19 protein-coding genes are annotated in these 25,024 nt (G+C 44.8%); 5 read left to right on the top strand and 14 right to left on the bottom strand.

What is annotated here, in order from left to right:
- Positions 1-8 precede the first annotated feature (8 nt).
- From MN210_RS09540 to trmB, 7 genes are all read right to left on the bottom strand, one after another.
- Positions 9-1,556 carry a dihydrolipoyl dehydrogenase gene (locus MN210_RS09540; protein ID WP_241878380.1) on the bottom strand — a complete coding sequence of 516 codons (1,548 nt, stop codon included), beginning with the start codon at positions 1,554-1,556 and terminating at the stop codon, positions 9-11.
- Positions 1,557-1,672: 116 nt separating this feature from the next.
- The gene (locus MN210_RS09535; RefSeq protein ID WP_338412112.1) at positions 1,673-2,167 is read right to left on the bottom strand and encodes a peroxiredoxin; all 495 of its coding nucleotides are present in this window, start codon (positions 2,165-2,167) and stop codon (positions 1,673-1,675) included.
- Between the two features lie 264 nt (positions 2,168-2,431).
- Entirely contained in the window at positions 2,432-2,779 is a 348-nt protein-coding gene (locus tag MN210_RS09530) for a hypothetical protein (RefSeq protein WP_011960984.1), read from the bottom strand.
- A gap of 270 nt (positions 2,780-3,049) precedes the next feature.
- Complete coding sequence (gene queC / locus MN210_RS09525) at positions 3,050-3,820, bottom strand: 7-cyano-7-deazaguanine synthase QueC (protein ID WP_241878377.1); 771 nt, start codon at positions 3,818-3,820, stop codon at positions 3,050-3,052.
- A gap of 120 nt (positions 3,821-3,940) precedes the next feature.
- Positions 3,941-4,711: a DODA-type extradiol aromatic ring-opening family dioxygenase gene (locus MN210_RS09520; protein WP_425605651.1), complete on the bottom strand. Its 771-nt coding sequence runs from the start codon at positions 4,709-4,711 to the stop codon at positions 3,941-3,943.
- A 195-nt stretch (positions 4,712-4,906) separates the two neighbouring features.
- Positions 4,907-5,395 carry a 23S rRNA (pseudouridine(1915)-N(3))-methyltransferase RlmH gene (rlmH, locus tag MN210_RS09515; protein ID WP_011960981.1) on the bottom strand — a complete coding sequence of 163 codons (489 nt, stop codon included), beginning with the start codon at positions 5,393-5,395 and terminating at the stop codon, positions 4,907-4,909.
- A gap of 713 nt (positions 5,396-6,108) precedes the next feature.
- Entirely contained in the window at positions 6,109-6,900 is a 792-nt protein-coding gene (gene trmB, locus MN210_RS09510) for a tRNA (guanosine(46)-N7)-methyltransferase TrmB (RefSeq protein WP_338412110.1), read from the bottom strand.
- Positions 6,901-7,076: 176 nt separating this feature from the next.
- On the opposite strand from trmB, the gene MN210_RS09505 reads away from it, so the two are divergent.
- Positions 7,077-8,042: a DUF2628 domain-containing protein gene (locus MN210_RS09505; protein ID WP_338412109.1), complete on the top strand. Its 966-nt coding sequence runs from the start codon at positions 7,077-7,079 to the stop codon at positions 8,040-8,042.
- Positions 8,043-8,076: 34 nt separating this feature from the next.
- Here MN210_RS09505 and MN210_RS09500 read toward each other — a convergent pair whose 3' ends face one another.
- Both MN210_RS09500 and MN210_RS09495 read right to left on the bottom strand, forming a co-directional pair.
- Complete coding sequence (locus MN210_RS09500) at positions 8,077-9,927, bottom strand: monovalent cation:proton antiporter-2 (CPA2) family protein (protein ID WP_011960978.1); 1,851 nt, start codon at positions 9,925-9,927, stop codon at positions 8,077-8,079.
- 160 nt (positions 9,928-10,087) lie between these two features.
- The gene (locus MN210_RS09495; RefSeq protein WP_011960977.1) at positions 10,088-10,795 is read right to left on the bottom strand and encodes a hypothetical protein; all 708 of its coding nucleotides are present in this window, start codon (positions 10,793-10,795) and stop codon (positions 10,088-10,090) included.
- Positions 10,796-11,265: 470 nt separating this feature from the next.
- On the opposite strand from MN210_RS09495, the gene der reads away from it, so the two are divergent.
- Positions 11,266-12,687: a ribosome biogenesis GTPase Der gene (gene der, locus MN210_RS09490; protein ID WP_011960976.1), complete on the top strand. Its 1,422-nt coding sequence runs from the start codon at positions 11,266-11,268 to the stop codon at positions 12,685-12,687.
- Positions 12,688-12,764: 77 nt separating this feature from the next.
- Here der and MN210_RS09485 read toward each other — a convergent pair whose 3' ends face one another.
- Positions 12,765-13,886 carry a D-alanyl-D-alanine carboxypeptidase family protein gene (locus tag MN210_RS09485; RefSeq protein ID WP_041773756.1) on the bottom strand — a complete coding sequence of 374 codons (1,122 nt, stop codon included), beginning with the start codon at positions 13,884-13,886 and terminating at the stop codon, positions 12,765-12,767.
- 646 nt (positions 13,887-14,532) lie between these two features.
- A complete protein-coding gene (locus tag MN210_RS09480; protein WP_041773755.1) occupies positions 14,533-14,976 on the bottom strand; it encodes an MCR_0457 family protein in 444 nt (147 codons plus the stop codon).
- A gap of 751 nt (positions 14,977-15,727) precedes the next feature.
- Here MN210_RS09480 and MN210_RS09475 point away from each other — a divergent pair.
- Positions 15,728-16,546, top strand: coding sequence for a M23 family metallopeptidase (locus MN210_RS09475; protein WP_241878370.1), 819 nt, complete (start codon positions 15,728-15,730; stop codon positions 16,544-16,546).
- Positions 16,547-16,717: 171 nt separating this feature from the next.
- Here the strand turns inward: MN210_RS09475 and MN210_RS09470 are convergent, their stop codons facing one another.
- Positions 16,718-18,202, bottom strand: coding sequence for a peptidylprolyl isomerase (locus tag MN210_RS09470; protein ID WP_338412108.1), 1,485 nt, complete (start codon positions 18,200-18,202; stop codon positions 16,718-16,720).
- A 125-nt stretch (positions 18,203-18,327) separates the two neighbouring features.
- Positions 18,328-21,711, bottom strand: coding sequence for an LPS assembly protein LptD (locus tag MN210_RS09465; protein ID WP_338412107.1), 3,384 nt, complete (start codon positions 21,709-21,711; stop codon positions 18,328-18,330).
- A 388-nt stretch (positions 21,712-22,099) separates the two neighbouring features.
- Between MN210_RS09465 and MN210_RS09460 the strand changes: the two genes are divergently transcribed.
- Positions 22,100-23,254 carry an aminoglycoside phosphotransferase family protein gene (locus MN210_RS09460; protein ID WP_338412106.1) on the top strand — a complete coding sequence of 385 codons (1,155 nt, stop codon included), beginning with the start codon at positions 22,100-22,102 and terminating at the stop codon, positions 23,252-23,254.
- A gap of 74 nt (positions 23,255-23,328) precedes the next feature.
- Positions 23,329-24,069, top strand: a complete 741-nt coding sequence (murU, locus tag MN210_RS09455) for an N-acetylmuramate alpha-1-phosphate uridylyltransferase MurU (RefSeq protein ID WP_227675246.1) — start codon at positions 23,329-23,331, stop codon at positions 24,067-24,069.
- Here the strand turns inward: murU and MN210_RS09450 are convergent.
- Positions 24,044-24,835 (bottom strand): hypothetical protein, encoded by a 792-nt coding sequence (locus tag MN210_RS09450; protein ID WP_338412105.1) that lies wholly within the window; start codon positions 24,833-24,835, stop codon positions 24,044-24,046. The genes murU and MN210_RS09450 overlap by 26 nt on opposite strands.
- Positions 24,836-25,024: the final 189 nt, after the last annotated feature.

Genomic DNA, 25,024 nt, shown 5'->3' with positions numbered 1-25,024 from the left:
TTATTATACTAGGCTTGGTAGGCTCTTAGCTTAGCGGCGACATTACGCAGTGCAGTGCGTAGGCCTTCAAGTATCGTGGGGTGGTAGAAGGGGCTGTCTAGTAAGCCATCAATATCTACTTTATTAGTAATGGCGGTCGCCAAAATATGGGCAAGATATTCAGCATCAGGCCCTACCATACTTGCGCCTAATACAAGACCGGTGTTGGCAGCGCTATAAATACGTAATAATCCGCAGTTCACGCCCATCACACGGCTACGACCTTGATTGTCAAAGCTTACCTCTCCCACCACATAAGCTTCGCCAGATTTTTCAATCTCATCTATAGTCTGTCCAACCGACATAATTTGAGGCGAGGTAAATATAACCGACATGGGGGTGGTGACAGTTTGTGATTTATCAGGGGCAATATCATTTAAAAGAGTGCTGTTTTTTGAACTGTCAGGGTCGTGTTCAATGGCATCACTCATACTAACTTTATCTGATAGCCCTGAGATCTTTAGCGCTACCTCTTTGCCAGATAAATAACCTTCATTACTTGAGACATGCAATAAGGGCATATAAGCATTGGCATCGCCAACGATATAAACATTGGTATCTTTGATCCTGCCGGTGATGGTGTCCATGTCTTGCGGACGATTTTTATCATCCAAACGCACCCCTAAGTGCTCGACGCCGAAAGTATCTAACGTATTGTGGCGGCCAGTAGCTACTAGAACTTTTTCACCTTGCCAAGTTTGGCTATTACCTTGGGCATCGGTGTAGTTAATGATGGCCTGAGCGCTATTGGCACTGTCATCACGCGATACGCTCTGGATGTTGGTGGCCAGACGCAAATCCAGCTGTTTTGAAAAGCAGTCTATTGCTTTTTGATTGACAATCTCATCTTTGATACCGCCGACATTTTCGCTGCGATTAAAAACAGCCACCTCAACGCCTAATCGGCTCATGGCTTGTGCCAACTCTAGGCCGATAGCACCGGCACCCACGACCGCCATCGACTTTGGCAAATCGGGTAGCTCAAAAATTGTATCTGAGGTGATAAGGGCATCGCCCAAAGTTAGCTTCCAACCTTCTGGCACAAAAGGTTTGGAGCCAGTGGCAATAATAATATGCTCCGCCTTTATGTATAGCGTCTCGCCGGTTGAGGTATGTGCTTCGATCAGGCCATCTTCTAAGAACACAGCTCGGCCATAGATTTTATTATTCTCATCCCAACTCTCGACATTTTTAAGCGCAAAGCTTGAGAAGCGATCTCTTTCTGACTGCACCCGTTTCATGACTTGTTTGCCATTGATGATAGCTTGGCCTTCAATACCGAATTCTTCTGAATGGTTGGCGTGATGCGCTCTATCTGCAGCTGCAATTAACAGCTTGCTGGGCATACAGCCCATGGTGGTACAAGTTGTTGACCAGATACCTTCGTTAATGATGACCACATTGTCTGTTACCTTGCTAATCTGACGATAAGCATTATGGCCTGCCGTACCTGCACCAATCACAGCAGCATCAACATAACGAATGGATTTTTGAGAGTCTATTGCAGGTTTTGTCATGATAATCCTTGTATTAGGTTATAAATAATTTATGGAGGCTATGCCGCAAACACAGGTAATACCTTAGATTTTTATAAAGACTGCATTGTGCTTAAACAAGGTATTTAAGATAACCATTACGATAAGGTGTCAAGAAGTCTATCGGCATAGTCCTTAGCACGCAAATTACGCTGAGCGTGGGTCAGTGTGCCATTTTTATCAAACACAAAAGCAGAGCGCACCAGGCCTAGAGTTTTTTTGCCATACATATTTTTTTCTTTAATCACATCGAAGTGCTGGCAAAGATTTTCATCTGTATCACTGATGAGCGCAATTTGAAGATGGTGTTTTTCGATAAATTTCTTATGCGATTCAATACTGTCTCTAGACACCCCGATAACCTCGTAGCCAAGCGCATCAAATTCACTAAGTTTGGCGGTAAAGTCAGTCGCCTGAGTGGTACATCCGGGCGTATTATCACGTGGATAGAAGTAAATAATTAAGCCTTTCTCCATATTCTCAACAAACTGATCAAGTACTACTTCGCTCTCTACCATGTCATCATCTATGCTTTGTACCATAGGCATTGGGAAGTTAGGTAGGGTAATCATTTCGTCAGTGGGTTTGGCCATTTTGTTTTCCTTATTTACTTAAATGAATTTATTCATCTACATTTATTAATCTAAAAGGCAGTTATTGTTTTTAGAGTAGTTTACCTAAGATTGAGTAATGACTCAAAGCGTCGCGTGTAAGCGTTAAGTAAACCTTTAAGGTATAAAAAAAGGCTGACATAGGTCAGCCTAATTAAAACAGGTCAATAGTCAAAAAATGATCCACAGCTTAGCTGCGCATTAAAGCCCTAAAGGCTATGCCCATAAAGACTTAGCCTTTAAAGACTACGCTTTTGGTTTTTGAGGGGGATTAAGCTTTAAGCCTTTGGTGCACTGTTGTAATTCATTTTGCATGTTTTTGGCATAAGACAACTTTGAGGGGTCTTTACCACTTTGTGCGTAGCTCTCAATTTCCCACATTTGACCCAAAGTCATTTTACTGCGCACATTGACGGTGCAGCTGCATAATTTTTTGGCTGTGGCATTGTCCGCTACTTTATAACTTACTGTACCTTTGACGCACTGATCAATTTGATCTTGCTTGATATCTAAGGCTTGAGCTGGCGTGATAAACATAGCCGCAGAAGCGCCAAGCGCGAACAGAGGCAATACTTTTTTTGTGATAAACATCATAAACGAAAATCCTTTGAGGGCAACAGGTAGTATTAAAAGAAAGCGCAGTTTTAAGAAAGATTAGCCAGTACAACACCCTCTTTGCTTAAATTTTTATAACATAACTGCAGCATAAAGACCGCAATCCGCTTGGTCTTATGCCTAGCTAATCTAACAGCATACCTTACCAAGCTCATAGTGAGATTGATAATGAATTTTGCTATCCAGTTGCAAATAAATGTTACTAGGCCGTTACATAACGGCCAACGCCAATGCGATAAAGCCATTTTATTAGCCGGCATAACGGGTAGGGTCGGCCAATCCGGCATCACTAAAGCCTCTTTTGCGCAGAGTGCAGCTGTCACAGATACCGCAAGCTCGGCCTTCGCTGTCAGCTTTGTAACACGAAATGGTTTGCGAGTAGTCTACACCCAATGAGTTGCCGAGCTGAATGGTCTGTGCTTTGCTAAGCTTTTGTAGTGGTGTCTGGATGTGTAGTTTGTGGCCGGTCACTCCCGCTTTGGTGGCTAAGTTTGCCATCACTTCAAAGGCTTCGATATATTCAGGGCGACAATCTGGATAGCCTGAATAGTCGACTGAGCTTACGCCAATGACGATGTGGTTGGCATCGGTAACCTCTGCGACAGCTAGCGCGTAGGATAAAAATATGGTGTTGCGCGCAGGGACATAGGTGTTCGGGATGGCTTGGTTGTCGATGTCATCGGTATGCGTTGGGAATTTGTCCGCATCGCCATCTGGAACGGTCATATCATGGTCAGTTAATGAAGAGCCGCCTAACTGCGCAATATCGATATCGATGATTTTATGATTGACGCCAGCTTGGCTAGCGATGCTTTTGGCTGCGACCAATTCACTGTTATGACGTTGACCATAGTTAAAACTCACAGCCGTGACTTTGGCATAGCGCGCTTTTGCCCAGTATAAGCAAGTGACAGAGTCTAGCCCGCCTGAGAGAAGTACCACTGCGTTTTGCTGAGAAGTATCTTGGCTTGCGCCACTGTTAGAGGGTGAGGTTAAAGCATCTGCTGAGGCATCAGTCATAAGGGTGTCCTAAAAGGCTTAAACAATTAAAAATGGCAGTTATTAAAATAACAATGGGGCAATAAAAACCGTCTATTTTAACAAAAATGACGCCGCTGGGGGTGTCTTGTCCGGCAGGGTTTAATCAAAACGGTACATATCCATGCCTAAGCTATGATGTGACATGCTTTCATGAATGACCGAGACCCGTTGGCCGCAGCCCAGCGCAAAAAATAGGGGCAGTAAATGCTCAGCACTGGGGTGAACCTGCTCCACTTGAGCGAACTGCTGCCAATCTAAAGCCGACGGAATGTCCGTCTTTAACTGGTGCAGTAGCCAGACTTTAAAGGCTTTGGCACTGGCATCTTCACTAGAAGCGTTCCAACTTAAGGCCGCCAGATTATGGGTGATACTGCCAGAACCAATTACTAAGATTTGCTCATGGCGAAGCTGCTCAAACAAGATGCCCAATTGATAACAGGCATAAGCGTCGAAGTGCTTGGGTAATGACAGCTGCACAATGGGCACATCAGCTTCTGGATATAGATGAAGAAGTGGTACCCATACCCCGTGATCTAAAGGTCGCAGTGGATTAAGACTGTTGATGACGCCCATTTTATTAAGCTGATTTGATAGCGACTCGGCCAGCTCAGGATGGCCTAAAGCAGGGTATTCAATGCGATTAAGCTCATGACTAAACCCTGAGAAATCATGCCAGGTCTGCGGTGTAGGGTTACTGGCAATCTCAAGGGTTTGAGTGACCCAGTGTGCTGACATAATCACAATAGCTTTGGGTTTGGGTAGGTTTTGCCCAGTACGCGCCAGCGCATTTGTGGTGGCGCTTTTTTCAAGCGCAAAGGTAGGCGCCCCATGCGAAATAAATAGCGCCGGCAATGTGGCCAGCGCTTGCATAGAACGCACTTTTGGCTTGTGACTGTTAGTGACTGGCTCAAAGCTTGTGAGCCTTGTGATGGCAGTCACTGGGCTAAAGGTTGAGCTGTGGGTACGATTTGAATGTGTCATAAGCTAATTATGGGGGCGGGCAGCATTTTTTAAAGTTGAGGTGATGTTTGCCATACATTACCTTGATCGTGCGCTCTTTGAGTGCTAATTACCGCGGTGATAAGGGTGATTGTTATTGATACTCATTGCTCGATAAAGCTGCTCCATCAATACCACACGTACCAAGGGATGGGGCAGGGTTAATGGTGATAATGACCACTTAAAGTCCGCTGCGGCCAGTACCTCAGGTGACACCCCATCAGCACCGCCAATCACCAATGCCACATCGTCACCAACTTGCATCGCTTCACTGAGCTTATCGGCTAACTGTTCGGTCGATAGCATCTTACCCTTAACGTCGAGCACCCAAAGCTTCTCACGTGAGTTACTTTGATGGGTGGCCAAAATGGCTTTTCCTTCCTGCTCACGATACTGCGCTAGATTGGCTTCTGAGGGGTTTTTGGCGCGTTTTGCAGCGGCCAAATCGACCATTTCGGTAGTCAACATCGGCTGAATACGTTTGTGATACTCATTAAACCCAGTATCAATCCATTTAGGCATTTTACTGCCGACACTTAGAATTCGTAATTTCATAAAAAAGCCTTAATTAAGCCTTGTGCTAACACTCAAGCTAACTGGGAGTACTAAACTCCAATATCTGCCATACTGATCAAAACATAACAATGCATGCCAATGCATAGCAATACCTAAAGCCAATTGAAATAATAAAACCTACGGTTTTAAAGGTCAGTTAACCCGCTTTTAATAGCGAGTTAATCATCATTAGCCAATAACGCACAAAGCTGATACGCTGAAAAAAGTCAACCGGACAAACGCTAAAATAGCCAGTTATCCACAGAGAAAAAAAGACCCATGGGTCAAGCTGTGAAACATTAACTTATTTTATACATTTTGCGCCCAAAAAATTTGATTAGAACAGCATAAAAACAATTATCTACATAAGTATTTGATTTTTATGTAAAAAATAACTGTATAAAAAATGAACAATTTTACCTAAAGCCCTAATGGCTCTAGGGTATCAGTTGTCAAACACCCAGTTATCCACAGAGTTATCCACAGCATATGGGGAAAAGTCCGCACGCCCTTGTCTGGCATAGCTTACAAGCAACTTATCAAAGTTTGGAAAAAATGGCATGGCGCTACAAAAAATTAATAAATCTGCCAAAAAATATAAAAAACCAGTATTTTCAAGGCTGTTAAGGACTATTTTTGGCAGATGTTTCACGATGATGACAATACTAAAAGTGAATTGTTTTTTTTGTTTATGGGTTAAAAACGATGGCGTATTAGTCTTTAGTGTAGATCAAATCCCATACCCCATGACCTCTATCGATGCCACGTTTTTCAAATTTGGTCAAAGGACGAAAGTCAGGGCGCGGCGTAAAGTTACCTTCGCCTGCCGTATTGGTCAGCCCCTCAAAGTTATCGAGTACCTCTAACATCCAAAACGCATAATGCTCCCAGTCTGTTGCCGTATGGAACCAGCCACCGGTTTTAAGTACTCGGGTGACAATTTGCATGCGCTTGGGGCTTACAAAGCGGCGTTTATAATGGCGCTTTTTTTGCCATGGATCGGGGAAGTACAGCTGAATACGGTCAATATGATTCTCAGGCAGCTGCTGCATTAGGGCGATGGCATCACCGTTGATAATCTTAAGGTTACTTAGACCTTCCTCGTCAGCGGTAAAGGCACATTTACCGATACCCGGCTCATGCACTTCAATGCCCACGAAGTTACGCGTGGGATCAGCTTTGGCCATCTCAATCAGTGATCCCCCCATACCAAACCCAATCTCAAAGGTCAGCGGTGCATCTGGGCCGTTAGGGGTTTGTTGCGTATCAGCAAATAAAGCGCGCAAGTCTGTGATGTCCTCAATAAGGCCTTGGCCTCTGTCATCCATCGTATTGACGATATACTTGGCATAAACAGGATCAGTTAGGGCTTGCTCGGCATTTTTGTTAAGGTGGGTACGGCGCTTCATAAAGGTTTTGATGAGGCGCGGGTAGGCGGCGTCATTGGCTTCAGAGGTTTGTGAGTTGTCTATATTTGGGGTGTTTGGGGTAGTCTCAGCGCTCATATTAAAAAAATCGTCCACTATTGGCGTTATAAGAGTAAAGATATTAGCAGCAGGCAAAGACGGTTGAAAAACCACAGCCTGGCTAAAAAAATCAGTCATTTTGGCGTATTATAACGGTTATCTCCCTATAAAACGATGCGCAAACCTCGATAGTTTGCGTGTACTTAGCATGATAGATGTTTATACAAGGCTTAGCCGGTATGTTGTTTATTGAAGAGACCTCGCCACCGCCATTTTATCAGCCTAAGCTTAGTGCTGAGCAGCGTACTCAGCTGGATAAATGGTTCATTGGTAAGCGATCGCAAGCTTATTATTTAAAACGCTTTGCTCAGTTTGATGAGCAAGGCTATTTGTCGCCCAAATGGAACTGGGCGGCATTTATTGCCACCTTTGGATGGCTGCTGTATCGCAAGCGCTATTTGGATTGTATCGTATATACCGTAGCGGGCTGGTCTTTTATTCAGCTTAATGTGGTTATTGTGTTGGTTGCCTTTGAATATATGTTTATGCCGCTTGTGGCGCATGGCTATCAGATGGGGGTGCGGGCTTTCATTGCGTTGGCGATTTGGATTTTTTGGTCAGTGATGGTCGCACGCTGGGCCGATGCTTATTATTATCGTATGGCGCGCCGAGAGATTGCGGATGTATTAGAGGATTATCCTCGAGCCCCTGAGCAGCAAAAAGCGCATTTAAAAAAGGAGGGCGGCGTTAGTGTGGTTGGTCTGGCGGCCTCTTTTGGGCTGTTTTTATTCCTAATAACCGTTATCCAGCAGCAGTTTTTGCCCTTATATGCCAAGCCTAAAGCCACAGGCATTATTCAAGAAAGCTTTGGGCTTACCCGAGTCGCCACTGCCCAAGTGGAAGCCGCTTATCAAGCCCAAGGCCAGTGCCCGGTCGGGATGTCTGTTGACAGCATGGCACAAAATATCCGTTTTGAAGTAGTCGCGCAGACCCCGGCCTTGGGTAATAAATCCAGTAGCTGCGTATTGATGGCCAGTCTCACTGGGGTGCCATTTCCCAATCGCAATCTTAATGGGCAGCGCTTTATTATGTATCGTCCCTCAGCCGATAAGCAGGGCAAATGGCAATGCATCAGTACTTTAAATGACAAGCAGCGCCCTGCGATATGTCAAAGCAGCTAAATAAACCCAGTTGAAAATCAGACAACCTGGCCTGCTAAGAGCTGGATTTATGAATGCCCACTGCGGTTTCTATTTCATTTAAGTCCAGCTTTTTGCCCTCTGAATGATCAGAGTCAAATAAGCTTTCAAGCTCCATCATAGAGGACTGTACTGAGGCAATCATCTTGGCCTCATCTTCATAAATGGCCTGCTGCTGTGCCAACAGTTTGTCATCATAATCACGAAAGGCGGTGATGGTCTCGCGCGCTTTTTGAGGAGAAATACCAAGCAGCTCAAGCGACTCACGTGACATATCTAGCGAGGATAAGTAGGTTTCGCGCCAAATGTGAGTAATACCAATCTCTCGCAAACGGTAAAAATGGGCCCGGTTACGCGCACGTACTAGGATTTGAAGATGCGGATAATTGGTATGCAAGTAGCGGGCAGTGGCAATAGAGCGCTCGATATCATCAATGGCAATGATAAACAGGCGTGCCTTCTCAATACCGGCAGTACGCAAGATTTGCGGATTTTGCGGGTTACCATAATAAACTTGGTTACCAAACTTACGCACGAAATCCACTTGGTTGGCTGAGCTTTCAATGGCGGTAAATTCGATATTATGCATGCGCAGTACGCGGCCGATAATTTGTCCGACACGGCCAAAGCCTGCGATAATTACCGGATGCTCATGGTCAGGGATGCTGTCATATTCACGGTCTGGCTGACCTTTATCAAATCTGGGCTCACCGAATTTTTCAAGCAGCATAAATCCAATAGGGGTCAGTGCCATAGAGATGGTCACAATCAAAGTCAGTAGATTGGCATGCTCTGGACGCAGTACGTTTGAATTGGCCGCCGTGCTAAATAACACAAAAGCAAACTCACCGCCTTGAGCCAAAGTCACCCCCAGACGAATACTGGTTGGTAAGCGGTTGCCTAATAAGCGGGCAATAATGGTAATCACCCCAAATTTAATCACCATTAAGGCAATGGCCGCGCCAATGATAAAAGCGGGGTGCGCCAAGATAAGTTTGACGTCGGTGAGCATACCAACGGACATAAAAAATAGACCCAGCAGCAAGCCTTTAAAAGGCTCAATACTGGCTTCAAGCTCATGGCGGTATTCAGAGTCGGCCAGTAGTACACCGGTCAAAAAAGCACCCAATGCCATAGATAAGCCAATCTGCCCCATCAAAATAGACACGCCCATGACAATAAATAGCGCCACGGCGGTCAGCAGCTCATTGGCACCACTTAAGGCCACGAACTTGAAAAAAGGGCGTACAACATAACGGCTGACTAAGAATAAGCCGCCAAACACTGCCACCACTTTACCAAAATAAATTAAGTCATAAGTCTGCTCACGCACCCCAGATAAGAAGGGAATGGCAGCCAGCAGAGGAATAACCGCAATGTCTTGGAACAATAAGATGGTAAAGGCTTCGCGTCCATGGGTGCTCGACAGTTGCTCCTTTTCGGTCAATACTTGTAGCACAAAGGCAGTAGAAGACAACGCCAGACCAAAGCCGACAATAAAGGCGGTGTCTAATTTTAAGCTGCTAAATTCATACAGCAGCCCCATTAACAATAAGCCTGTCACCCCAACTTGCAAGCCCCCGAACACAAAAATCGAGTGACGCAGTGCCCAAAGCCGTGAGGGCTGCAGCTCAAGTCCGATGACGAACAACAGCATGACCACCCCAAACTCAGAAAAGTGCATTAAGCTTTCGGCATCACCGGCCACATCAAACACACTCGGACCCAGCAGCAAGCCAGTAATCAGATAACCCAGTACAGTTGAGATATGCAGCCGCTTGCCCAAAGGTACCAATAACAAGGCGGCACCTAAAAAGATGGTCGCTTGTAACATGAGACTGGGTTGAACAAGGGAGGCTGCAATCATGTAGGATCCTTATTTGTAGAGCAGTGGCGGTAAGCTTAGGGCAAGCAAGTGATAAAATAAGTGATAAAAGAGGTATGTCGCAACAGTGATGGTTACTATTCAAAGCCTCTTAAAACGTAAGCGTGCTTCAAAAATTGAAATAATAGCCACAAACAGTGGGCTATTTTTTGCGATATACTTTCCAAACGCCGTTATCGGCTAGGGGATTACTGTAAGCATCATTGCGTTTTTTTCTGGGTTTTTGACGGCTATCGACAACCTTGAAGTCCGGCAGGGCATGGACAATAAGTCCAGTACGATAAAAACGAATACGCTCAGGATCAAGCAGCTCGCCCTTGTCATTGCGACAAAACACATAAGCACGCAGATCAATAAACTCTCGATGTGCAACCAGCCGCGCCGTTTCATCATTGGCCAAGACTTTTTCTAGACGTAGATACTCATTTTCAGTAAACTCACCGCATTTTTCGATAAGTGCGCCCACCGAGCCAAAGTTTTTGGATTCTTTGGCACGAGTTTTGGTCAAATGTAGCCGCTGCACGTGATAGATAAATTGTGGAATCTCTAAACTTGCAGGCAAAGGCAGATTATCAGGCGGCAAATAGGCTGCCGGATAAAACTGCAATGCTCTTTGTATCAGCGGCTTCCATCGTGCATGATACGCGGCAACTTCGTCTTTATTGCCCTGATAAATGGGCATGTCACGCACTTGAGTTATAATATCTGGCGGAAACTGGTCATGACGAAACGCGGCAATATCTGCCTGCAACCCTGAGAGTAATTCTTTAGCAAGTGATTTACCCTCCTTAGATAAAGGATCTGGGATAATATCTTCGGGAGCGACAAAAGGTGCAGAGCGTCTTGACATAATTGATATAGGTTCATTATTAAGAGGGTTAAAACCATGTTATCATAGCCGAGCAATCTAATTGCGTTTAGTCTGTTATATTATTTTGACGACATACGCTAGATAATAAGCTTTTACCCCGGTTATGGGTGGTGGTGATCTCACAGTAGCCTGTCAGTAGTGGCCAGAAAAACAGCACAATACAGACCAATCAATAAAATTCGACTTAAGCGCGAATGATAGGGTCCATATTATTGGCTTTTTTAACAAACTGGAAATTATTTTAAGAACTATGTTGAGATAACTCAACTTTAATTTTTATAAGAGATGATGCCGCTGTGCAGATTGGCGCTAAGGCGCTAGGTGTCATGATAGCAATTGGCATCGAATCAATTGCCCTAACCCCTAATCAACCCCAATTTAATAATCTATCAAGCACTCTGATTTAACCCTCAATCATTAAAGCCTTGTAAAACCAAGTGAGATAAAAGATGTCCATGAAACCTGTCGTTGCCTTAATAGGTCGCCCAAATGTGGGTAAATCGACAATATTTAACCAAATGACCAAAACCCGTCAAGCCTTAGTCGCTGATCTGTCCGGACTCACCCGTGATAGACAGTATGGTGATGCCACGTATAACAATAAGTCTTTTGTTGTGATTGATACCGGCGGTATTGGCGAGGCTGATGATGGCCGCGGTAGTATTGATGACTATATGTCCGCACAATCGCATACCGCCATCCATGAAGCAGATATTCTCGTGTTTGTGGTTGATGCTCGTGCCGGTATGATTGGCGCTGATGCTGAAATTGGTAAAATGCTGCATACCTTAGGCAAGCCGGTATACCTGGTGGCCAACAAAATTGATGGCGTCCATGATGCTGCGCCCGCTGAGTTTTATGCATTAGGATTGGGTGAGCCATACCCTATGACAGCCAGTCATGGCCGAGGTATTGCCAACTTACTTGATGACTTAACTGCCGATATGCCAGAGGATGTGGAAGAAGAAGATCAAGGGGGGCTGAAGCTTGCAATTATCGGTCGCCCGAACGTGGGTAAATCCACGCTGGTTAACCGCATGCTTGGTGAAGAGCGTGTTGTGGTGTATGACATGCCAGGCACCACCCGTGACAGTATTTATATCCCCTTTGAGCGCAATGGCAAAAACTACGTACTTATTGATACTGCCGGTGTACGTCGCCGTGGCCGTATTGATGAAAAAGTTGAAAAATTCTCAGTAATTAAAGCCCTACAAGCCATTAAAGATGCCAACGTGGTCGTCGCTGTCATTGATGCCCAAGAAGGTATTGTCGATCAAGATTTACATATGCTGGGTTATGCGCTAGATGCTGGCCGGGCTATGGTGGTGGCAATTAACAAATGGGATGGGCTATCAGAAGACAAAAAAGAGATGATACGCATCGAGCTTGATCGCCGATTTAACTTCATTCCGTATGTCAAAGTACACTTCATCTCAGCGCTACATGGTACCAACGTCGGTAACCTATATCCATCGATTCATAAAGCTTATGCCTCATCGATGTTCAAAGTATCGACCAATCGTTTGACTCAGATTCTAGAAGATGCTGTGGCCGCAAACCCGCCACCTATGTCAGGTGGGCGCCGTATTAAGCTACGTTATGCGCATTTGGGTGGTCATAATCCACCGATTATCGTTATCCATGGTAATCAGACAGGCTCCCTGCCTAAAAGCTATCAGCGTTATTTAGAAAATGAGTTTCGTAAGGTGTTTAACCTAGAGGGCACGCCATTAAAGGTTGAATTCAAGCTTAATACCAACCCTTATGCTGGCAAGAAGACCACTTCATCTAAGAAGCTAAGACCTGGGGTCTCCGAAGCCCGCCAAAAGCGCCGCAACATGAAGTACAAAAAAGGCTCGCATAAAAAGTAGCACCCTTGAGCTTTAAAGTATAAAAAAAGGGGCGGTCATAGACCGCCCCTTTTTTGTGCGTTACGCTCTATCTCGCGTTAGAATAAGTTGCTAAACCATTTTACCACATGCTGCCAAGCACGCTTAAAGATACCAGCTTGTTCCACATCTTCAGTGGCAACGATAGGCACAGAGGCCACAGACTTTCCATCTACTACTGCCATCATGCGGCCGATCTCTTGGCCTTTTTTGATGGGGGCTTCTACTTTATCTGAGATGTTTACCACAGTGCTGATTTTATCCGTCTGGGTCTTAGCGATTAATACTTTTAATGCTTCACCAGTGGCTGCTTTTACTGAATCTTGCTTGCCAAAATAAACAGGCACTGAGTCTACAAACTGATTGGCAGGTGCAACGACTTTAGTGTCGAAGTGACCAAAGCCCCAGTTTAATAATTCACGTGACTGATCGGCACGTGCCTGCATGCTTTTGCTGCCCATAATGACAGAAATTAGACGCATGTCATTACGCTTACTTGACGCGGCTAAACAGTAGCCAGCAGCATCGGTATGCCCCGTTTTTAGGCCATCAACAGTGGGGTCGGTACGCAATAGGGCGTTACGGTTACCTTGAGTGATGTTGTTATAAGTGAACTCTTTTTCAGAGTAAAGCTTATAGTAATCACCACCTTGCTTGATAATAGCGCGTGATAATATGGCCAAGTCGCGTGCAGAAGCTCTGTGACCTTCATCTGGCATACCGGTGGCGTTGACAAAATGGGTGTTGGTCATGCCTAAGGCTTTGGCTTCTGCGTTCATGATTTGAGCGAACGCACTTTCGCTACCAGCAATGTGCTCAGCCATAGCCTTTGAGGCATCGTTACCTGACTGGATAATAATACCGCGTAGCATATCAATAGCCGGGGCGCTTTTATTGACCGGCACATACATACAAGACTGATCGCTGGTACCGCGACACCAGGCGCTTTCTGTCATTAATACGGGGTCAGTCTCTTTCATTTCACCCGACATCAGCTTCTTTTCAATGATGTGACTGGTCATCATTTTGGTAAGTGACGCTGGAGGAAGTGGCTGGTCGGCATTTTTTTCTGCCAAAATGACTCCCGTATCATAGTCCATCAAGATATAGGCGGTGTTGTCCATTTCAGGTGGGGGTACCGGAGCCGTCGCTGCTAATGAGGCACTAGATAGCAGCAGCATACTAGAGCCTAAAAATAGAGATTTAGCCGTTGATAAACGGGTTACTGATTGAGTTTTATCTAATATAGGTAACAGCTGGGTTACAGGAGCAGTCATATCTAAGACACCATATTTGGTCATAGGTTATTCAGTGGTAGAGTAGGCCTGTCAATGAACCAATAGCAGACGCAGGCAAGATGTGTGGCTTATTTTTTAAAGCAGAGGCACAGTAGGCGAGCTAGCATAGTGGTATCAGAGGCTTTTGACTACATCTGAATGAATCTAAATTGGAGGTAAAGGTTTACTATGTTAAAAATACCACATAACAGAAGAATCAAAGCGTTAGGTTTGGCCACAGATGCTTTATTAATTAAGTGCCGTTGCAAAAACAGCGCCCATTACTAAAGCTTGAGGTCAAACGAGAGTGTATATTAACAAATTGCACAAATGGGTTAAACAAATAAATTAGCAAATAACCTTTAAATTAAAACCCTTAGGATAGCAGCAAGGTTGTTTTTATGATTTATTATCTTTAGAGCCTCTGTGCTCTAATTTTGGATTCATTATCTTATAAAGCGGATATAAAAATAAAAAAGGGCCGATAATTTATCGACCCTTTTTTTATGTGCTATGTAGTGTTATGTGGCTATGTATTTTAGGTGATTGGCTAAAAGCGAGTATTGGCCAAGTCTTTACAAAGTGCTAAGTTCTCATCACGTGAATAACTCAATGTCCAGTCGCGCATACTTGATAAAATGGCTTTGTAATCTTGCTGCGTAGATAAATATTGGATTGCTGCTTTTGGATTTTTAATAGACGGCAGCATTTGTTTTAATTGGTTGTTATAGGTTCTACGAAAGTTAGTTTGCTGCTGGCGATTTAACATAGGCGGGCACACCTCAGACAATACTTGTAAGACGGCAATTTCATGCTTAGTGGCATTAGCACCGGTTAAATCTACAGGGATAGTGGTTTGAGCCGCTTGAACAAGGGCTGAGGCAAAAAAAGTAGCACTGCCTATTAACGTGGTGAAAATCAGTTTGCGTGCACTATGGGTTAATGTCTTAGATAGAGTGGTAGCACTCAAACATTGGGTCATTAGGTTTTTCATAATCTTCATCATCATCTTATTAAGTGATAAGGCATATGTATCAACTTAAGTGTCAAAAATTGATTGTAGAATAAAGTAAACATTGAAAACAATTGGGTCAAATCTAGCGCGCCACTTAACGTTTATTTTGATAGGTCTATTTTATAGTTTTAGTTTTGATCACGTTATCGCTTTAATGACCAACGGGGCGTCAGCCATAAGACTATCTATAGCTATTATCACACGGTTTAAGGGGGGTGATGTTTAACAAGTGTGACCGTATTTTTTTAAAGCGTAATTTGTATTGCTGCACCGCCAGTGGCTGTAATAATTCAGCTGTGGCTGATGAATTCGCCAACTATATTATGGGAGTTTCTAGTTACCCAAGGCTAATCAAGGCGATTTTATGAGTCGGTTTATGTTCCCCACCTTTTAGCTGACCTACTATAAGGCCTTAATTTATTGTAGCAGATTTAACAGCGCTAACCCTAACCTAGCCTTTACGCTATGTAAAGAATCGTTATATCCTTTGCCGGTATATTGACATAAGCAATCAAGTGATTAGGATACTCATTAGTTAGGTATATAATCAGTTATTATGATAGGGTAATGCTCTATCTAAATCATCATCTGTGGGCTTAGTGTTTGTCACAATGAGCAGGCACTTGCTTGTATTGTACACCTTGTTCTAGTTGTCCGCAGCGATAAGCGTCGGCTAATTTATGGCTGTCGCTTGCTGCTGCTATTGTAAATATTTTATAGGGAGGCAGGCATGTCTAATACCACTTTTATAGACACACGAAAAACCACGCAATCACTAAGTGTTAAACCGGCAGTAAGCTCAGTTAAGTTTAAAGGGCTAACCGTGGCAGTGTTGGGCAGCGTATTGATGTTAGCAGGCTGCGCTACTAAGCCTACCTATCAAGCTTCAGGCCCCAGCGTTCAAGTTAATGCGCGCGGTGTACCCAACTACTATCAAGTGAAATCAGGGGATACGGTCAGTCATATTGCTGCGCGCTATGGTCTAAATTATCGTCAAATTGGGGCTTTAAACCGTTTAGACAGTAAATACACCATCTATGCTGGCCAGTGGTTAAAATTGTGGGAAGGTGGTGCTGCAGCACCTGTGGTGACCAATACTCGAAACAATACCCCAGTCTATAACACGCCTGCACCCGTGACTACACCAACTACCCCAAGCTACAATGCAACCGCTACCTCAACCAAAGGCTATGGCTACCCAAGTAGCAACCCAGTGGTTAAAAACTTCAATGCTACAGCAGGCGATATGGGGATGTGGTTTAGTGGCCGTATAGGAGACCCTGTGTTAGCCAGTAAGGGTGGTCAAGTACTCTATGCAGGTAATGGCTTGCCTGAGTATGGTAATCTTATTATGATTCGACATGATGATCGTTATATCACAGTGTATGCTCATAATAATGAGTTACTGGTAAAAGAGGGTGATCAAGTACAAGCCGGCCAGCGTATTGCTACTATGGGGAATTCTGGCCAGACCAATCAGGTCGGTTTGCAGTTCCAAGTTAGAGAAAATGGCACACCAATTGATCCAAGAGCAGTACTGGGGCTATAGTAGCTGTAGCTAGGCATTTTATATGTCATCAGCACCTAATGTTATTTACGAATAATAAGCCCAAAAAAAACACCCCAAGAGTCAGTGGGGTGTTTTTTATTGTGCTATTTACTGGCCGATTACTTTGGATGTCATGGTAATTACATCCAAATTAGCTCATATCAATGCCCATTAGTCAAAGATCTGAATGTAGGCATTGGCACGCAGCTCTTGTAACCAGTCTTCTTGAGCCTGAGGTGCTAAACGTTGATATAAAGCTTCACGGGCAAGATTGCGTTTGATCGTATCGCTCACATCTTTTTCACGCGTATCTTCAACTTTTAGAATATGCCAGCCGAACTGCGACTTGAAAGGAATGGAGTAATCGCCTTTGGGGGTGCGCTTCATCATCTCTTCAAATTCAGGCACCATTTGACCCTCAGCTACCCAGTCTAAGTCCCCACCACGACCGGCTGAGCCAGGGTCATTTGAGTAAGTTGAGGCCAGCGCTGAGAAGTCGGCATCATGGCGCAGCTGCTCGTATAAGTCATTGATTTTTTGTTCTGCCAGCGCGTCACTGTTTTGTTCATCAGTTTTGATTAAGATATGACGTACTTTCCACTGCGGAATAATCATGTTGTCATTATTGCGCTTGTCGACCAGCTTCACCACATCAATACCTTCTGGGGTGATCTGTGGCTCAGTCACTTGACCGACATTTAATGGCGTGATTTGTTTGGCGATATCTGTGGGTAGGCCAGAGGCTTCATGATAGCCCATATCCCCGCCTTGTACTGGCGCTACGTAGTTTTTGGCAATCCCTGCTGATAGCTCATCTAAGACAGACTGAGCATCATCTGTATTCATTAATAAATTTTTGGCTTGTTGAGCGATTTGCAGTGCCGTTTGTTTTTCGCTTTCGGTAATGCGGTTGTAATCATCGCTAAAGGGAATTCGAACGTGGATGGTACGGTACTCTGCGCTTTGTAACCGCTGAGCTTCTGGGGAGGCCAAAAAGGCATCAATGTCTTGCTCAGTGATACGCACACGGTTGGCAACTTGGCTTTGTTGTAGGGCTTTTAAAGATTCCTCTTCAATGACTTGAGCGCGCAAGCTTGCATAGCTGCCAGGCTGTTTGGCATCTAGTGTTTGCTGTAATTGTGATAAGGAGGTTAGGCCTTGAGACTGTGCAAAACGGGCCAAGCTTTGGTTAACCACATCGGCATCAGGACGGATACCTGCTCTTTTGACCATATCTAGCTGCAACTGGCGTAAAATCAAACTGTTTAATACATCATTTTGTAGACGCTGTGCACTGGGAGCAGGCTGTCCACTGGCTTGAATACGGGCTTGCGCTGTGGCCATCGCTGAAACCAGCTGGCTTTTTAAAATAGGGGTGTCGTTAACCAGGGCAATCATGCCATTGGTGCTTTCACGGACTGAGACAGGGGTGTTGGCTGAGGCAGTACTGGTAGCAATGGCAGCCGTATTTGACTCAGTTGTATCGGTTTTAGCATCGGCCGCCTGCGCAGATAAGCTTAAGGTGCCAAGCGTACCTAGTACGGTCGAAACCATTAACGTATGGGTAAGCTTTTTTAGAGCCACTGAATGCGCCGGAGTTGCTGTGATATTGCGAGCATTTTTAATTGCAAGTCGCGAAGTAGTGAGTACTGTCATAAGGAGCCTGTTTTTAGCCTGAGTATGGGTATTTTACTGTAAAAAATGGATTAACTATCAATAAGGGTTGCACTAGGATATCATTAATTTTAAGCACAAAAGTTTCGCTTTTGTCACCGATTAGATTACTTTTTCCAAAGTGTGTCTACCGGCTCATAACCAAGTATTTTATCGTTTAGGTGCTTACTTAATCGACTGCTTCTATCGCCAAAGCCATTGATTCTAAACTCAGCCATGATAGCGCGTGTCGGCTTGTCATCTAAGTTTAAATCATTATAGTAACTGCGGCCATAAATTGAAAATCCATAGCAGCAGTCCTCATAATCTAAGCCTAAAGTGGCATCGATAAACTTGTTGTTACGGCTGTCGTATTGACCTTGGCCGAGTACGCGCCAACTGTCATTAATAGGCACAATAGCAGCGGCCGTTAAGGCAGAAAGCTCAGATTGGTTGGTGAGGCGATCTTCTTTGCGTTCTATCACCCCAAAATTCACCAAACTATTGGGTGTGGGGTTATAACGCACCTGACTGGCGATATAGTTTAGGTTGTTATTTGAGTCCAGTGCGCCGTTGAAGTCAAACCATAGGTTGCGATAAGGCTGTACACTTGAGCGCCATGCAACCCCAGTTGAGTGTGAGTCATAGCCAGCGTCCTCTAAATCTAGCAAGACTTTTGGCTTACTCAAAAAGAACTGATCACCAATACCACCGTCGAAGCGGGTAACCCCCATCGAGTCGATATAGCGATAATTTAGGCCCACAGCGACGTTATTGTTGTCTGAGATACGGTCATGACCTAAAAACCAACTGTCTGCAAATAATTGATCATAATCAATTGAGGCAAAACGAGTATCAAAGTTAGGAATAGCGCTTTGGTCTTCAAAAGGTGAGTAGCTGTATTTCACCCGAGGGGTTAGCAGCTGATAGCCGCCCATGGTGTTATCAAACCAACCAAAGGGGGAGCCTGCCTGATAAAAATTCAAACCTGAATCTATACTAAATTTAGGCACAAAAGCAGATTGATCGTTATCATCTTTAGACACATTGTTCTCTAGGCGGCTTTCTTCATCAAAAGCGGCGTACAAGTGCTGCAAGCTTACCTTGGGTGTCACATAACCCCAAGTTTTTTCGATCGGGTAGCTGGCATTGATCTCGTTATAAACGCGCACACCACTTTTTTCATTCTCTGAGCCGTCATCAATCGATTTTTTGAAGTAGGCGGAGTCATGCACGCCAGTAATGACAAACTTATCTAAGGCATTATTCAAAGTAGGTAAGCGATAATCCACTGTCAATTGCGGCAGACGAGAATAGGGCTTGTCTTTGTCTTGAATGATATTACCGTTGACATCAGTGGCTTCTAAGCTTTGAAAAGTTTCTACCTTGAGCTGCGCATTAATATAGTCATCATAATAATTGACACGGCCACGTCTGGGCAGGTTAAGACGATTTTCTACCAAACCATAATCATCAAAGTCATTGAGATAATCGGGGTCAGATACATAGCTGTAGACGGCATCAGCAGTTAATATAGGAATGGTTTTTGAAGCCCATTGATGCTGATAAAACACGCCAGTACGGTCTTCATCGTCATACTTTTTATCCTTGGGCATATAAGCGGTGGTCAGCTGACCTTGACCATAATCCTCAGTAAGATAACGAAATTCACCGGTTAACATGGGGTTACGGTTACTGTAAATGTCGGTGGTAACCGTCGCATCATAATTGGGCGCTAAGTTTAGGTAATAGGGCACACTAAGCTTTAGGCCGCTGTCACTATCGATGCGGGCATTCGGGGTTAATAAGCCGCTGCTGCGTCTGTCATCAACTGGGAAGTTAAAGTAAGGCAGATACAACACTGGTACTTTACCTAAGCGGAAAGTGGCGTTATAAGCTTCACCGCGGCCGGTTTCGGTGTTGATATCAATGTTTTGTGCTTCAATCTGCCACTTACGGTTGGCAGGGGGGCAGGTTGAGAACATCACCTTTTCAAGCTCGTAATGCGTATTATCCGGCTTATTGAGTCGCTTGGCATAGCCGTGTGCTTGCATGGGGACGCTGGCAAAAGCCACATCATAGGCTGTGGCGGCACTGTTATTGGTGTTATAAGCCAGCTCATCTGCCACCACTATCATGCCTGAACCATCTGTGGCATTTGCATCTTGATTGATGGCCAGTTTTTCAAGACTGGTGGGCTGATTTTTGGGGTTGCTTGGGCCTGATTCCGCTAATAACACCCCACCTTTGGCACCGGCGATACCGGTATTTAAGTCAAGCGCGATTTGGTCGGCGCTGACCATCTTGCCATCTTGCATCACCTCAACGTTACCGGCCAGCTCCACATAAGTGGTGTTGTCATAGTAAGCATAATCGGACTGAGCATATAAGGGTAGGCCGTTGGCTAAAGACAGCCCATCTTGCTGCTGCGATCTTTGAATGGCCTGTTGGTAATTGGCATCGGCGCCAGCACTACTAGGTGTCACCCAGATGCCCTCACAGCGATACGCTGAAGCGCCGTCAGATTGGCTGTTGAAGATTTGCGGAGCAGCAACGGGTGCCATGGCCTGTGCTTCAATAACACTGCCACTTTGGCCTTGCTCGACGCGCTCACGTAGCTCTTCTGCTTGTAATTGATAAAACTGCGCCAAACGCTCTAAGCTTTTTTGTACGCTGTCGTCTTTGAAGCTTGCTGCCAGATTCTTTGATTCATCTACCCGCTTACCGATACTGGAGGCTTGCTTATTTTTATTGATGGCAGCTTGGCCACTGCTTTGCTTGGCACTATTGGGGGTAGCGCCAGCAGGGGTGCTTGGGACAGTTGGTGCCCGTAGATCAGCGTTAGCTTGGGGCACAGGATTAGTTTTAGGCGCAGAATTATTTGTGGCAGTAGGGAGGCCGTCATCAGCGCTTTTTACTTGAATGTAGTCATCTTCAGAGGAGTTGACCTTGGCGATACTGGCGCTGGCGCTTTGGGTCACCCTCGCTTGATTGGCCTTGGCTTGCTTGGCAACAAAGTCTTTATTGGTCAGTGGCGCTTTATTAAAAAAGGCAGGCTGTGGCTCACTCTCAAGCCCCACGGCTTGCAAAGCTTCAGTACTGGCACTGTTCGCTGCGGCAGTAAGCGGAGCTGCTGGCAAATCTACGCTAGCTTCTGTTACAGCTTTATTGACAGTGGTAGGGCGGACTGCTGCAGAGGTTTGCTTGTTAGCTGCAGTGCCTGTTGTCGTATCTGTTTTCGTATCTAGGCGTTTGTAAGTTTTGGTTGAGGCATCAGTTAAAGTCGCCACTTCTACAAAAGTTGACGCTTGAGATACGCTGGCAGTAGGCACCGCTTTAACCGATTGTACAGACGAGTCGGGCTGGGCCTGCGGGCTAATGATAGCACCGTAAGCACTGGGCACGCTAATCAACAGCGGTAAGCTGAAGGCTAAGCGGGTGGTCGTATGCGGACGGCGTGAAAAATCACGGCAAGCACGCAAAATACTGCTATAGAGTTGCGAGTACAGCAAGAGATTACCTTATTATATTGAGTTAAAAAATATATTTTAGCCTAACCGGTATTTACTAAGCTGCAAATAGGCCAGCAGAATCTATCTTACATCAATTTAGCATTAACCATGTTTATGGTGTAATGTACCAAAACCTGTGGCTATTATATAGGCTTGCGCTGCTATAGTGATGATATAAATTTGCAATATCTTATCATAGTCAAAAAAAGGCAAATCAGCTACACTATATGCTTTAAATTTTGCCATTGATTATCAGCACAGGCTCATTGACTGATTATTCTAGTCACAAGGCCCCAAAAAATACCAGTGAAGACGTGTTAGAAGGCAGCGTATTGTGCCGTCCTTCAGTTCCTTTATTATAGCCATATAGATAAAAGTCGCTTAAATTATGACAAATACCACCCCCCAGCCCGTTCAAGCTAACGCGGCAGAGATTTACCATACCCCCAAGCGCTACGAGCAGTTGAGTCAGTTTATTGCAGCGGCGTTTCCGCAGCACACCTTGCGCATCGAAAGCTTACCAGGGGATGCCAGCTTTCGCCGTTATCATAGAGTGTATTTGCAGCAAAAAGAGCAAGATTTTCAAAATGATGCGCAGCTTGATCCAAGTTATATCGTCATGGATGCACCGCCGCAATTAGAGTCTATCGAAAGCTTTGTACGTATCGATAAATTAATGGCGCCAAAAATCAACGTGCCCACCTTACTGGCTCAAGACATTGAGCAAGGCTTTTTGGTGCTACAAGATTTTGGCAGTACAGAATTTGCCCATTTGATTGCCGAGGCCAAAGTAAAGCAGGACACAGGCCGTATCGACGAGCTGTATCGCTGGGCCATTGACAGCTTATTGCAGCTACAGACTTTGGATGTGGCCAAGGCCAAACAAGACTTTAACGTGGCTGATTATGATGCGGCAACTTTAGCGCGTGAAATGACTTTATTTAGTGACTGGTTCTTACCTTATATAGAGGTGACGTTAGATGAGCCTACACACGCTTTATGGCAGCAGTTTACAGATGGGCTGATTGAGCAGTTACTACAGCATCCTAATGTCGTGGTACACAGAGACTATCACAGCCGCAACCTGATGCAAGATCAGTATCACAGCAAGAATCTTGGGGTGATTGACTTTCAAGATGCTTTAATTGGTAGCTATGCTTATGACTTGGTGTCTTTGGTACGTGATGCCTATGTGGATTGGAGCGAAGAGCAGGTAGCGGGCTGGATTGAATATTATTGGCAGCAGTGCCAGCAGATGGGATTGCCCTGTGCCGCTGAGCTTACCTATTTTACCGCACAAGTAAATTTGATGGGCTTACAGCGCCATCTAAAAGTGCTCGGTATCTTTATTCGCTTGGCTCAGCGTGATGGTAAAACGCGTTATTTATCTGATATTCCTAAAGTTTGGCAAGATTTAGTCGTTGAGCTTGACTGGCTGTCTCAACATGCTGATGCTCAAATTCAAGAAATGGTTGCGCCGTTTGCCACGTGGCTACAGCAACATATCGCGCCTAAATTTAAGCAAAAGTTTGGTGAAAAATAAGTCAAGTTGCGGCAATAAAAAAGCCACTTTTAACACTACCCACAAGTATAAGGTTCACAATGAGTACTGTGCAGATGTCTCAAACTCCTCATATTACCCAAGCTATGATCTTGGCTGCAGGTAAAGGCACTCGGCTGCGTCCTTTAACCTTGACCACGCCTAAACCCTTGGTTGAGGTGGGTGGTCAGCCTTTGATTGTATGGCATATTAAGGCTCTAAAAGCGGCAGGTATCACTGATATTGCCATTAATACCTCTTGGTTATCAGACAAGCTGATGTCAGCTTTGGGCAATGGTGAACAATATGGGGTCACCATTCACTGGTCGGTAGAAGAGGGTGAGCCTTTGGAAACAGCCGGCGGTATCGCCAAAGCGCTAAGAGAGGGAGCGTTACGATCTGAGCCTTTTATCTTGATTAATGGTGATGTGTGGAGTGATTATGACTTATCTGGCCTGACTGAGTATCAGTTGACAGCCGATCAACGCGCACACTTATTGATGATTGATAACCCTGTGCATAATCTTAAAGGTGACTTTGCTATTAATAATGGGTTGGCCGGCGAGCACGCGGTTGAAGGTGCTGATAAGTATACCTTTGCGGGTATCAGCGTGGTTTCGCCGACCTTGGTACAAGGTATCGCTGAAGGTCAGGTGGCAGCATTAGCACCTTTATTAAAAAAAGCCATGCTCGGATTTCAAGTGACTGCTGAGGTGATGCAGGCCAATTGGGTAGATGTGGGCACAGCGGAGCGCTTAGACGATATCAACCAAAATCTACAGATACAAGGCACTACTCATCACCCCGGTCGTCCTTAGTCGCGGCTGGATTTTGCTCAGTTGAACTGAGCTGAATATTTCTGGCTCTAAGATAGGCAGCTTTGCTTGCCTGTTGCTGCGCGTCAATCTCTTTTAGTTTTTGTTCTTTTACCTCATCGACCATCCGGCCTAATTTGTCATTGAGCGCCTCTACTTCTTGAGCGGTACTCTTAAATCCTTTTTCCTCAGCCAAGCCATGGGCTTCTGCTTGTGGCAAATCTCGAGACAATAACAGCTGATCGCTGGCGCTACTGGTATTTTTTTCTAGATAGGGTGGCTCAGAGCTTGCACTGCTATATGTCGCAGTGGTATTGGTATTGGCGTTATCCATTTGAGAGGTTTTGTTGGCTTCAGCTTGAAGCGCAGGGCTGGTAGAGTCTGTGTTTGTATTGCTTGACGCCTTGTCAATATTAGAGGCGCTATTGCCTTGACTTGCGCCAGATTGCTGCGTAGCACTGCCCGTATCTTGGTCGGCTTGCTTATTCTGTGCTTGATCGCCTGCCTTATCAGTGCTCTGTGTGGTCTTTTCAATGATTTTTGTGTCACTTAAAGTGGTTAATACCTCAGTATCATTTAACAGCTCATCGTCATTGATTAAAGCTGCCTCCACATTGGTTGTAGGCGTTGATACTAAGCTGTTATCTGCTGTAATGACAGTTTGTTTTTGGCTATTCATGACCACCGCAATGAGTATCAGATGAATGACAACGGCCAAGCTAAGAGCCGGCAGCCATTTTTTAAACTTATCGAACTTTTTAGCGGACATGAATGGTAAATTCCTTGTGTATGCGAGGGTTTATTCTACCGCATCTTAATGATATTTGACTTAATTTGTCATATGGAGCGCTTTGTCAGCCAACATTGTTAGCCAAAAATAGTAGTCTTTTTGATGTGCTTTGCATAAGTTACTCATAAAAAGACATGTTTGATATTTAACCAGAACCTATGCCATATT

Origin of the sequence: Psychrobacter raelei (assembly GCF_022631235.3) — a bacterium.
Taxonomy (GTDB): Bacteria; Pseudomonadota; Gammaproteobacteria; order Pseudomonadales; family Moraxellaceae; genus Psychrobacter; species Psychrobacter raelei.
This window is presented reverse-complemented; position numbering and strand designations above follow the sequence as displayed.